Origin of the sequence: Micromonospora sp. NPDC007220 (assembly GCF_040634035.1) — a bacterium.
GTDB lineage: Bacteria > Actinomycetota > Actinomycetes > Mycobacteriales > Micromonosporaceae > Micromonospora > Micromonospora reichwaldensis.
On the sequence record NZ_JBEYEU010000001.1, the window covers coordinates 603,715 to 615,354 of the forward strand.

12 protein-coding genes, 1 tRNA gene and 1 pseudogene are annotated in these 11,640 nt (G+C 67.1%); 9 read left to right on the plus strand and 5 right to left on the minus strand.

What is annotated here, in order from left to right:
• Positions 1-9: 9 nt before the first annotated feature.
• The 8 genes and pseudogenes from ABZ573_RS02950 to ABZ573_RS02985 all read left to right on the plus strand — a co-directional run bounded on the left by ABZ573_RS02950 (position 10) and on the right by ABZ573_RS02985 (position 6,266).
• Entirely contained in the window at positions 10-771 is a 762-nt protein-coding gene (locus ABZ573_RS02950; protein WP_358115119.1) for a phytanoyl-CoA dioxygenase family protein, read from the plus strand.
• A gap of 170 nt (positions 772-941) precedes the next feature.
• On the plus strand, positions 942-1,604 hold the full coding sequence (locus ABZ573_RS02955; protein ID WP_358115122.1) for a Sua5/YciO/YrdC/YwlC family protein: 663 nt from the start codon (positions 942-944) through the stop codon (positions 1,602-1,604).
• An 856-nt stretch (positions 1,605-2,460) separates the two neighbouring features.
• Positions 2,461-3,649: pseudogene (locus ABZ573_RS02960) on the plus strand (prolyl oligopeptidase family serine peptidase).
• A 118-nt stretch (positions 3,650-3,767) separates the two neighbouring features.
• Positions 3,768-4,295 (plus strand): DUF6244 family protein, encoded by a 528-nt coding sequence (locus tag ABZ573_RS02965; protein WP_358116113.1) that lies wholly within the window; start codon positions 3,768-3,770, stop codon positions 4,293-4,295.
• A 170-nt stretch (positions 4,296-4,465) separates the two neighbouring features.
• Positions 4,466-4,888, plus strand: a complete 423-nt coding sequence (locus tag ABZ573_RS02970) for a hypothetical protein (protein ID WP_358116116.1) — start codon at positions 4,466-4,468, stop codon at positions 4,886-4,888.
• Positions 4,889-4,902: 14 nt separating this feature from the next.
• Complete coding sequence (locus tag ABZ573_RS02975) at positions 4,903-5,355, plus strand: SitI3 family protein (RefSeq protein ID WP_358115124.1); 453 nt, start codon at positions 4,903-4,905, stop codon at positions 5,353-5,355.
• A gap of 225 nt (positions 5,356-5,580) precedes the next feature.
• On the plus strand, positions 5,581-5,880 hold the full coding sequence (locus ABZ573_RS02980) for a nucleotidyltransferase family protein (RefSeq protein WP_358116119.1): 300 nt from the start codon (positions 5,581-5,583) through the stop codon (positions 5,878-5,880).
• Positions 5,881-6,193: 313 nt separating this feature from the next.
• Positions 6,194-6,266, plus strand: a tRNA-Arg gene (locus tag ABZ573_RS02985).
• Between the two features lie 198 nt (positions 6,267-6,464).
• Here the strand turns inward: ABZ573_RS02985 and ABZ573_RS02990 are convergent.
• A complete protein-coding gene (locus tag ABZ573_RS02990; protein WP_192581328.1) occupies positions 6,465-6,845 on the minus strand; it encodes an integrase in 381 nt (126 codons plus the stop codon).
• Between the two features lie 133 nt (positions 6,846-6,978).
• On the opposite strand from ABZ573_RS02990, the gene ABZ573_RS02995 reads away from it, so the two are divergent.
• On the plus strand, positions 6,979-7,482 hold the full coding sequence (locus ABZ573_RS02995; RefSeq protein WP_358115127.1) for a hypothetical protein: 504 nt from the start codon (positions 6,979-6,981) through the stop codon (positions 7,480-7,482).
• A 391-nt stretch (positions 7,483-7,873) separates the two neighbouring features.
• On the opposite strand, the gene ABZ573_RS03000 is transcribed toward ABZ573_RS02995, so the two are convergent.
• The 4 genes from ABZ573_RS03000 to ABZ573_RS03015 all read right to left on the minus strand — a co-directional run bounded on the left by ABZ573_RS03000 (position 7,874) and on the right by ABZ573_RS03015 (position 11,588).
• Entirely contained in the window at positions 7,874-9,097 is a 1,224-nt protein-coding gene (locus ABZ573_RS03000) for a hypothetical protein (protein ID WP_358115130.1), read from the minus strand.
• 298 nt (positions 9,098-9,395) lie between these two features.
• Positions 9,396-9,704 carry a hypothetical protein gene (locus ABZ573_RS03005; protein ID WP_151453745.1) on the minus strand — a complete coding sequence of 103 codons (309 nt, stop codon included), beginning with the start codon at positions 9,702-9,704 and terminating at the stop codon, positions 9,396-9,398.
• A gap of 983 nt (positions 9,705-10,687) precedes the next feature.
• On the minus strand, positions 10,688-11,212 hold the full coding sequence (locus ABZ573_RS03010) for a flavin reductase family protein (RefSeq protein ID WP_358115135.1): 525 nt from the start codon (positions 11,210-11,212) through the stop codon (positions 10,688-10,690).
• A 4-nt stretch (positions 11,213-11,216) separates the two neighbouring features.
• Positions 11,217-11,588 carry a VOC family protein gene (locus ABZ573_RS03015; protein ID WP_358115138.1) on the minus strand — a complete coding sequence of 124 codons (372 nt, stop codon included), beginning with the start codon at positions 11,586-11,588 and terminating at the stop codon, positions 11,217-11,219.
• Between the last annotated feature and the right edge of the window lie 52 nt (positions 11,589-11,640).

The following is an 11,640-nucleotide window of genomic DNA, read 5'->3' on the forward strand; positions in this document are numbered from 1 at the left end:
TCCTCAATGATGGGAACGACCATGCCCCTCACCGCTGACGACCTGTCCACCTTCGCCACCAGAGGAATGGTCGTCAAACGAAACTTCGTTCCGGCTCACTTGATCGACCGCGCGACGGCGCTGGTAACCGACTGGTACCGCACCGACTTAAATCAACGCCGACTCGCCGAGTTCACGCAGCGGACCTTCGCCCCGCACCTTGGCGACCACAAGAACCTGCTCGCGTTGTTCAGTGAGTCCGGTGTGGCCGGGCTCGCAGGCGACCTCATCGGCGACCTGGCACCGATCACCACTACGCAGATCCAGATTCGCGTTCCGGAACGCGAACTCGGCCAAGCGCAGCCCGAAAAGGCCATGCACGTGGATGGCGTCGCCTGCCCACACCTCGACCCCGCCGAACTGCGCACCTTTTCGCTCCTCGTGGGTGTCGTGCTTTCCGACATCAGCGACCCAGCCGGTGGCGCCCTGCGTTACGTCGTCGGGGGACACCTCCGGATGGCGGATTGGTTCCGGACTCAATGGTCACTGGGCATCACCGCCCAGGTTCCCCCGCACATCGACGCCGAGCAGGGTACCCCGCTACTCGGCAAGCCTGGTGATGTACTGCTGATGCATCACTTGGTCCCCCACGCCGTTGGCCGCAACCTGACCGCTATCCCGCGGATCATGGCCTATTTCCGGGTATCCCACGTGAACCACGCCAGCCGACGTCTCGACGCACTTCGCGACCCGTGGCTGGACTTCCCGCCACTCACGGCGCAAGCGCGATAGCTGATCCTGGTATCCAAGGACGATGCCTTCTCCCACAGGTGGCGTCGGACGCCTGCCAGCACCGTCCTGCCTTCGCGTTCGTCCAGATTCGGGGCCATGCGATGCCGCAATACGGCAGAACCATGACCACGCAGAGCAGAACCCACTCCGAGGGTTGAAGGGCTGATGTCGTGAAATTGATCCGTCCGGACGAACTCCCGCTCGCAGTTGAAGCGCTTGAAGCCGGCGAACTTGTCGTTGTCCCAACTCGACGCTGGTACATGATCTGCGCCAACGCGCGCGACCACGATGCCTGCGCCCGCATCTACGCTGGCAAGGGCCGGCCACGCTCGAAGTCGTTGGCCTACGTACTGCCATCGCCCGATGCAGCCGACGAGCTGTTCGTCATGACGCCGGCCGCGATTCAACTCGCCTCGGTCTTCTGGCCCGGCGACTTGGCTATGATCCTCCGTTGGCGAGACTCCGAACACGCTCGGCAGCACCAGCCGGTCGGCGACCCCAATGCTCTCGTTAACCTCGATCCGGGCCCACTCGGCCAAATTGCTCGGCAAAGCCGCGTTCCCATCGCTGCCACCACTGCCAATTTTTCTGATCCGACCGGCACGTCTGGGCCAGCGATCACAGCAGCGGAGGTTGAAAGCTTTGTGGCGAAGTCTGAGATCAGCGTCGCCTACTGCATAGACGGCGGCATCAGCCCACTGGCCAATCACCTAACTATTGTCGATTGCACCGAAACGCAGGCAAAGATTGCGAGATCGGGAGTTGTCCACGACCGCGCCGTCGATGCAGCCCTTGCGGCTGTTTCTCAGGGCCAGCCTCATGCCAAGAAGTGAGCTGATCTGCCGCGCGATGGCCGCCAGTTCCCGGTAGGGCTGACGTGAAGCCGGCAAAGAGGGATACAGGGAGCCGTGGCCAGCCGGAACCAAGATCAAGATGGTTCGACCTGGAGAATTGAGACTCCGCTGGCTTTGCCGGTGCCCGGCGACTGGTTGACCCGCCCGCCGTCATCCGGCCCGCGTGAAAGCTGTTCGAGGAGGACCCGTGAGGCTGGCGGACAGGATCGTTGCAGCGTCGGTGGACGACGCCGTCCGCGCGTCGGTGAGCTATGACCAACTGCGTACCGGTGATGACGGCCTGTACTGGCTGGAGACTCGCCCCGAAGCCGGCGGGGTTGCGACGGTGACACGTTGGCGGGCCGGCGAGGGCAAACGTGATGTCAGCCCGGAGGGCTTCGATATCAGCAGCGGCGTTCACGCGTACGGAGGCGGATCGTTCGCTGTCACCGATGAAACGTTGTGGTGTGTCGGCGGAGATGGCCTCTACCGGAGCCGTCGGCACGGCGAGGAACTCGACTTGGTCAGCCAGGGATCCTTCGGTGACCTGACAATCGGTGACGGCGAGTTGCTGGCTGTGCGGGAGTCGGAGCAGGGTGACGAACTCGTCGCGGTATCGCTCACCGGTGCTCCGCAGATCCGGACTCTCGCCGTGTCTCGGGGGTTTCTCGGTGCGCCTCGGCCAGGTCCGGAGTTGTTGGCCTGGACCGCGTGGAGCGAGCGCGACATGCCCTGGGACGCGTGTGAGATTTGGGTGGCCTCCTACTCGCCGCGTGGCGTCATCGAGGACCCGGTGAAACTGGCCGGCGGCCCGGATGAATCGGCGGTGGAGCCAGGGTGGGGACCCGACGGGGCGCTGTACTTCGTGTCCGACCGTAGTGGCTGGTGGAACCTCTACCGGTGGGATGGCCACCAGGTGAAGGCGGTGGCACCGATCGCGGGTGAGTGCGCCGCGGAGCCATGGGAGCTGGGTTACGCGTCGTACGGCTTCCTCGACGACGAACGGATCGTCGTGGCAGTGCAGGAGGGGCCGCGACACCGCCTTGTCCTCATCGAGCCCGACGGCACTGTCCGCCCGGTCGACCTCCCGTACACGTCGATCAAGCCGTATCTGGCCGTCCGAGGGACGACGGTGGCGTTGATCGGATCGTCACCGACCGCAGCCCCACAGGTCGCGCTCGTGGACCTGGCTAACGCCGATTCCCAGGTCGAGGTTCTTGCCCGGCCCGAGCACGCCGAACTCGACGGGGCACGAGTATCCACGCCGACGGAGCTGCGCGTTCGAGTGGCGAACGATCGGGAAGTGCTCGCCCTGGTGTATCCGCCGACGGGCTCGGCGGCTGACTGGCGGGCACCGGTAATCGTCCGGGCGCATCCCGGGCCTACCGCCTCCTGCCTGCTGCGCCTCGACTGGCAGACGCAGTTCTTCACCAGCCGCGGGTTCGCCGTCGTTGATGTCGACTACCTCGGCAGCACCGGCTACGGCCGGACGTTCCGAGAATGGCTGTACGGCCGATGGGGTCTGGACGACGTCGATGACTGCGCGGCGGTGGCGGGCCACCTGCTGTCTACCGGGCGGGCAGTGCCGGGGCAGGTGTTCATCCGTGGTGCCAGCGCCGGCGGATACACCGCGTTGCACGCGGTGGCACAGGACGGCCCGTTCGCCGCCGCCACCGCCGTGTCGGCGATCGTGGATCCTGACTGGGTGGGCGGAGACGGTGCCGCGGTTCCAGCGGGCGCACGCGATGCGGCTGCGAGGTGGTGCCGGTCAGATCCGTGCCGCCGCTGTCCAGCGGCCGGTGCTGCTCATCCATGGCATCGCCGACGAGGTGGCCGTGGTCGAGGACGTACGCGAACTCGCCGACGAGTTGACGTCTCTCGGCATGGCGCCCGAGGTGTTGCTCCTTCCTGATGTCGGTCACTATGTGGCGACGTCCAGCCGAGCGGGCGCGGCGCTGGAGGCGGAGTTGGCTCACTACCGCTCGGTGATGGCGGATAGGGCCAACGGTCATGGGGGTTACACCGCCGCCAGCGGTAGTCGGTGACGCACGTACCCGTCGAACTCGCGGACTTCCGGCTCACCGGTAGGGCTCGAGGTCAACCTGTACCAGAACCCCAACAAGATGCACAGCCATGTCGTCGCCGATTGGAGAACTGTTCCACGTGTCGAACATCGAGAAGATCAACGCTGAGTTGGGTGCCCTGACAGCCGGTGCCGACAGGGCCCGCGGCCTTACCGCTGCTGCCGGTAACCAGGCGCAGGAGGTCGGCTTTCGTGCCGCGGGCGCTGGCTTCGCGGCGGTGGCCGTTGGAATGGTCCGGGTCCGCGACGCGATCACGGAGATCCAGGCTGGTCTGGGCCGCCTATCCACCTCGATCGGAGAGGCGGCGCAGGCTGCTGCGGCGGTGCCTCGTCAAGGCACGCCGCAGGAGACGGTCGCCGGGCTGGCACCGGTGGGGAGTGCTCTGGACAGCGCCCGCGATGCGGGGACCGGAGTGATCGGTCAGGTCGGCGAGGCGCAGCAGCTCGTCACAGCCGTCTTGCACGGCGGGGAGCCAGGTCCCCTGTTGCAGGCTCTGGAGGGCGCCAAGCAGGTCGTGGTGCTGATCGTTCAACGTACCGGCTCCACCCGACAGGTCATCGAGGCGGCGGCCGGCGAAGCGCGGCGGCTGGGGTCGTCGGGAAACTGACCGGGGCTGGCGGTCCCACGCCGGCCAGCCCTACCCCCGACGCCGCCGACGGCTCGACTACGACAGCACCCACCGAGGGTGACCCCGACTTCCCCGGATCGGGCCCCACCCCGTGGAGCAGGCTGCCCACCGGCGTTCCCGGCGGCTCACCGACCGGACCACGGACCAGGATCCCACCGCAGCAGGACGCCGCGGTACGGCGCTCGCTCGAGTTGGAGAACGAGTGCGCCGACACTCTCGCCCACGACGGCTACCGCGTGCACCAGAACCCGACGCGGCGGGAGATCGCCGACGCGCGCCAGAGCACCGGCGACGTAGGCAATCCCGACAAGGAGCCGGACTACCTCATCGAGGGCCACGTCTTCGACTGCTACTCACCCACCCCCGGCAAAGCGGTACGCGGGGTATGGACGGAAGTATCAGAGAAGGTGGCCAGGCAGCAGACCCAACGTGTGGTGTTGAACCTGCAGGACTGGCGCGGCGACATCACCGCCCTACAGAAGCAGTTCGACAACTGGCCGATCCCGCACCTCAAGGAACTGGCAGCGGTGACCCGAAGCGGTGCGATCATTCAGATCATCCGACGAGACTGAGAAAGCAGGCAGACGTGGGCATCGAGTACCGACTGACACTGGCCGGCGACATCCCGCTGGAGCACCTCGCTCCCCTCGTCGCCCCGCACGGCGTCGAGGAGTCGACACTGCCCGGCTACCCCCGGCTCCTCACCGCCGACCTCGCAGAAGAGCTCGGCTACACCATCACCATCTCCGGCGGCAAGCACGGCTACTTCGATGCCGAAGACGATGACGGAACCCAATGGGAGTGGGAACCCGACACGTATGCAAACGTCGTCTTCCATCTGCGCAAGAACGACCCACCCGAGGACGTGGTCCCCAACATGGTGTCGGCCGTCGCCCGTGTCCTCGACAGCGGACAGGAAGACGCCGCACTCGTACTCAACGGCAACTGGCTCCTGCTGACGCGAGTCGCAGGAGAACTACACGAACACCGGCCATCCTGGTGGGACACGTACCGCGTTAGCGGAATGATCATGCGGTAGGGGCGATCCGGCATGAGCCGGCGGGACCCGCTGAGGCTCCACAGCCATTCCTGCGGAGGGAAGCTGCGCAGCTGACAGCCGTGGTCGAAGCCCGTTCGGCCTGGCTCGCCGCCACTGTCGACGCGCTACGGCAGCGGCGATTCGTGGACGCGACGTGGCTCGTGGGATCTCTCGGGCGAGGCAGCGCCGACCTACAGCAACATCGACCTCGTCGTGGCCGCCCGAATGTCCGACCTGCCGCTCGCGTCCGCGATCACGGCCTTCAACGGGCTCAGGAATCGGAATGCCTGTCCTGCGGCGTGCCGGGCCTCGCTGGTTCGTCAAGGGGCCACAACTACCACCGCCGCGGCTGTATGCCTCGACGCTCACGACCAGATCACGGTATACGCGCCGCACGGCCTCGACGACCTGCTCGACGGGGTGTGGCGCCGCAACCCGACCAGGGTCAGCCCGGAGACGTCCCGGCAACGACTCGCCCGCCACCGCCTCGCCGAACGCTGGCCCGGCGTCCGCGTTGAGACATGAGCCAGCGCTCAAAGCCCGTGGAGGGACGCCGCTCAGGCGCGCTCCTGTCGGCCGGCGACTCCCCAATCGGTGGAGCGGGCGGCACACCATGATCTTGCGTGATGTGCGCGGTGTGTGCTCTCCAGCGGATGCCACCCGGGGTCAACCGGCGCCAACGCGGGTCATTGCGGACGACCGCCGGTCGCAACCCGGGGTTCGTGTGCTCCGGGTGTGCTCCTGGGCTGGGAGGACAGGGGTCCGGGTGACGCGGGTGAACGTGGGCCACTCCCTGCCACCCCAGGTGAACGCCCGGGTCGCTAGACTAGGCCCTCGCGCCCTCGTAGCTCAGGGGATAGAGCATCGGTTTCCTAAACCGTGTGTCGCAGGTTCGAATCCTGCCGGGGGCACCTCGAAGATCAGCCAGAACGCCATCTGAGCAGCGGATACGTTCGTGCGTCGATCGATCGACCTGTGCAACCGGATGCCACCCGAAGCCGCCGTTCGTCGCTGCCCACGGACTATTCACGGATTGATCTTGGCTGCGTTTTCCCAGGTCGCGCCGGCTGTTTCCGCCAAGATCCGGACTGGTGAGGACAGCTCGCAGACTACGCACCCGGACCACCCAACGCGGCCTCGATCCGCTCGTTGACCGTCGCCTCCTGGCCGTCGATGCACTTGGCGTACACCTTCAGCAGCACGTCCACGGAACTCCGGTGCAGGTGGTGTCCCCGCTGGCCAGGCGGCCGTACGACCCTACGGCACGCGGCGGTGTCGCTGCGGCTGAACTCCGGTGTTCCGGCAATCGACGTCGCCGCCCGTGCGGGGCACTTCAGCGCCAGCCCTCGCGCCGCCTTCCACACCCGCGAGTATGTCGACGCGGCCACCACGTTTCCCTTGTCGCTGCGGAACAACCGACCATCATCGGCGGCGCCGAACCGGTTGACGTGTCGCCGCAGGATCCCCACCAGCTCCGGCGGGATCGGCACGACCCGCGACTCCGCCGCCGCCCGGTGCTTCAACCCACGCGGTCGTGCACCCGCTGACCAGGCGTACCGGATACATCACGACAGCCGAGATTGATCTTCAAAACTGGCGATCTGGCGCTGCTATGGTGCGGCCGTGCCGGATCCCGTGACCGTTGCCGCTTCACTTCGCCCGCTCCTGGGTCGACGACTGCTTGCGGTGACCGAGGCGCGGCACTGGTTCGACGACAAGCCGGCGACGGGAATTGACGGCCTGCTGCATTTCTGGCTGCACTTCGAGGGAGCGCCAGCCATCATGGCTCACGGCTGCGGTGAGCTGCTGAAGCTCACAGAGGAAGATCCCTACTCGTCGTACGACATGCAGGAGTACGGGCGGACCGCAGTTGGGCCGGTCCAACTCACAGACCTGCTCGGCGAGGTCATTGGACAGCACCTCGTTGACGTAGGGCTCCTCCAGGGATACAGCACGATTCCGGCTGTCGGTGGGCTCCTGCTGCGCTTCGACCGGACCGAGCTGCTCGTCGCGACCCTGGCGGACGAATGGGTCTGCCAGCCGGGGCCAATCCCGGACGAACTCCGCCAGTACCTGTCGCTCATCGGTTGGCTGAATAGCTCCGCGCCCACTGCCGAAGGGCAGTGACGGCGGACGCTGTGGCCTACCGAGGTCGCGGACTATTTACGGACTGATCTTGCCCACGGGGTGGCATACGTGACTCATTGCAGCAGATCAGAGGGCCGTATGCGCATTGAGCCGTACTCCATTCCTAACCCTGATCAAGACGCGCTGCGGACCGTTCTGCGGGCGCCTCCGGCCGTCCTCAGACGCCCGCAGCCCGTCATCCGGAAGTCAGCGGATTCTCAGCGAAAGCCGTACCCCGTGGCAACTATCGATCATGCTCGACGGCACGACCGGTACGTCTGACCACGCGGTACGGCACTTGACCACACTCGCCACTACGTCAGGTCACTTTCCCCGAAGGGGTCGTCCATCCGTGAGCGGTCTTCCGGCTCGGGTGAAGATCCGCCAAGCTCTACTCAATCTTCCAACCTTTGCGATCAAGAACATCCACCCGCCCGCGCGCACGCCTGACACGCCGGGCGTCGAGCCAAAGTGCTATCCGTTCGCGACAGCGGTACGCGGCGATGCCGGTCACCAGGACGGGGATGAGGATGGTCCAGAACCAGAATCGGGGGCCCACGCGGGGCGGGCTTGCCTCACGGGTGCGGCCGCTGCGGATCACGTCGTCGGAAACGTCGATCGCGACGACGTCCCTTGGGGCGGTGAGCAGGGTGGCGGGAGCGTCCGCGCCACGACCGAGGGCCAGCACCCGCACCGTGCCGACGTTGCCGTACGCCAGTCGTTGCTCCATCTCGAGGGGCCTGTCGAACGCGGCCGGAGCGTGGGGTGCGGGCTGGTAGGCGACGACCCACGCAGTCCCATCCACCGCCCAGCCCAGCAGCCTGATGGCGGTCACACCGGAGACGGCCGGCGTGCCGGTCGCGCCGAGGTCCCTGCCCGTGGCCGCGTCGATCCGCCACAGGCTCCAGCTGTCGCCGTCCCGCCGGGTGACCGTCAGCGTCCTACCGTCGGTGCTCCAGGCACCCTTGCCGGCCAACTCCGTGTCGGACGCGAGGGTGAACGAGGAGAGCCGCCGGCCGTCGAGGTCGGCGACGGTGACCGTCCGCCCGGTTTGGAAGGCGAGCCGTGCACCGTCCGGGGCGAACGCGATCGGGGACCCGTGCCCCTCGTGATCGTCGGCCAGCCGGGTCCGGCGGTCGCCAGTCAGCCAGACGATGCTGAGCACCTGCCGGTAGGCGCTGCGCTCCGGGTTGGCCGGCACAGTGTCTCGGACGACCAGCGCCCGCCCGTCCGGCGACCAGCCCGCCGGTTCGGCCATGGCGGTGCCGGCGACGCCGCTGGTCACGGTACGGCTGCGCCCGGTCACCAGGTCGACGATCTCCACTCGGGTGTTCGTGAAGCCGACTGATGTGAAGGCGACGCGGCGACCGTCGGGAGACAGCACCGTGTCCTCGCCGGCTTGAGCCTCGATTTCGCCTTTGATGATCCGGTAGCGGTCGGCGTCCGCGCCGACGACCGCGATGATGCTGCCCTCGTCGCCGTATGTCAGGCGCGGGGCCTGACCGGTGAAGATCACCGAGGCGGGACCGAGGCGCGGTCGATCGGTGGCGTGCAGGCTGCCGAGGGGCGGCACGGGTGCTGTCCGGGTCGGGGTCCGGCCATACCTCCCGCTCAAGCTGCTCGATGGTCGTCACGGCGGCCAGGGTAGTCAGCCTTGTGTCCACGTGGGCGGCTGTTTCGCGCTGCTCGACGGCACGGCTCGTCGAACCAGATAACGATCTTGTTGGGGTGGCGGCGAGAAAAGCGGTCCGGGGAGCGGAGTGTCGGACGACCAGCGAACGCACCGCGGCGACGTTGTGCGTCTTGCGGACGAGCTGGTACGTCCTCCGCGCCCCGGGCAGATCGCCGACGACCGGAAGGAGTGCGCCTGGTGGTGCCCGACGAACTCCTTCCGGCGATCGGCGAGGGGTGGCTCAGTTGAAGGTGTAGCAGTACAACTGCACGTTGGCGGTGTAGTAGTAGTCGCTGACCTTCGTGCTGCTGCTGTAGGTCGTGCGGCAGTCGAGGTAGGTGTTGAAGCCGCCCATCTGGGCCTTCCACTTGGCGTCGTTCTCCGCCGACCAGATGGCGAGCGAGGCGGAGGATCCCGAGCCGTAACCCGTGTACCAGCCGACTGCGTTGGCTCCAGCGTCGGCGGACGCGGGAGCCGCACCCGTCAGCAGGGACACCGCGGTCGCGCCGGTGACGGCGGTGGCAGCGAGGATCTTTCGAATCGCGCGCATTGAAGCTCCGTTCTGTTCGAAGGGATGCCCTGAGCCTGCCACGAGAATCAACCACTGTCAATTAAATCGCGCCTGGTGTTGACGGTTGTTAAATCGTTCGTGGGGCGCGAGAGCTGTTTCGAGGATGTCGTCTGCTACCCCCGCCCAGGTAGACGGCTTGAGGCGGCGTTCGTGCCGCGATCCAGGCGGTCACATCTGCTTTCAGGTCGGTGAGACTGCGCCGGGCAAGCCGACGTGGTTGCGGTAGGTTGGTTCGCGGAACCAGTTCGCCCAGGTTCAGCCACGACGAGTAGTTCGGGGTGAAGTTCAGGTGGAACTGGCGTGCTCAATGAGTCCCTGCTGGATGGCGGGCTGGCGTATCTGCCCAGCATGATATGTGGTTCCAGTTCGGTCCTGGCCCGCCCGGTCGATGGTGCGGAGGAAGCGCACAACTCCCTGGTCGCGGCGTATGCGCTGGGTCTGGCCGATGGGCCACGTCCACCGCGGCAAACAGGTCGGTGGTGCCGTGGCGGACGTAGTCGATGGTCACGGTCCGTCAAATTGGGCCGATCCCAGAGGGCGCGACCTTGGGGCGGCGCGGGCCGGTTAGTAATTGGTCGTTCGACCTGGCGCACCATGCTGTTGTTGGCTGCGATCGAGGTGGTTATGGCGACCGGTGCGGGGCGATTTGCCGAGTCGCGGTCGAGCCGCCCATGGGCGTTGGACCATTGGCAGCTCGCTCTTGCCCTAATGGCTTGGAGCGCCTTCCGTGGCAGCAGGTGATAGGCCCGCACGAGGCGTGCGTCGTGCGGTATTCCTGACCGGGCTGGTTGTCGCAGGTTCGGATCCTGGCCGGGCGAAGGGAATTGGCCATGACGCGACAGTGCTCGTCCCGAAAGGGAGGGGCTCGTTTGTCTGGTTGCCATCCCCTGTACTCCGTCGTCGTACCCGAATCGCGGCCCGCGCGGCGCGGGGCGGCGGACGCCGCCGGGTGGGGTGGGCCTTTACGCGGCCGACACCGCCGGGGGCACCGGCGCGATCGACCGGTACGACCCGTGGAGATAGAGCAGCGGCGCCTTCGCCGGATTCAGTGGGCCGTACGAGACCGCCTCCCCGATGACCACCGAGTGGTCGCCCTGGTCGGAGAGGTCGCGTACGCGGCAGTCGAAGTAGGCCAGTCCCTCGCTGAACACGAGGCAGCCGGTGGCCGGTGCCCGGTGCACCCGGACGCCGGCGAACGCGGCCGCGCCGGAGGGCCGCCGGGCGTCGGCGAACCAACGGGCGACGTCCCGTTGGTCCGCCGCCAGCACGGTGACCGCGAAGATGCCTGAGTCGCGGATCTGGGCGAGCAGTCGACTCCGGTGCTTCAGGCAGGTCAGGACCAGGGTGGGGTACAGCGAGACGGTGGTGAACGAGTTGACCGTCATCGCCAGCGGGATGTCGTCGTACACGCTGCTGACGATGCCGACGCCGGTGGCGAACGCCCCGGCGGTACGGCGGAACTCCACTGCCCGGTCCTGGTTGGTCATGGCGTCAGTCCTGACCCCAGACCAGGCAGAACGGGTGTCCCACCGGGTCGGCGTAGACCCGGAAGCCGTGGTTGCGGCTGCCGCCGCCGCGCAGCCGGGTGGCGCCCAGCCGCAGCACCGCCTCCTCGGCCTCCTGGATGTCGTCCACCTCCACGTCGAGGTGGGCCTGCTGCGGGAAGGCCGGATCCGGCCACTGCGGCGGCTGGTAGTCGGAGACGCTCTGGAGGCAGAGGCGGGGATGCCCGTCCGCGCCCTTCAACGTCACCCAGTACCCGTCGCTGTCGGCCCACTCCAGGCCGGTCAGCTCGACGTAGAACTCCGCCAACTTCTCGGCGTCCGGACAGTCCAGCACCACCGAGTGCAGTCGACCGATCATCCGACCTCTCCCGTCATCGTCGTACGCGCGATGACCGGCGCCCCCGGTCACC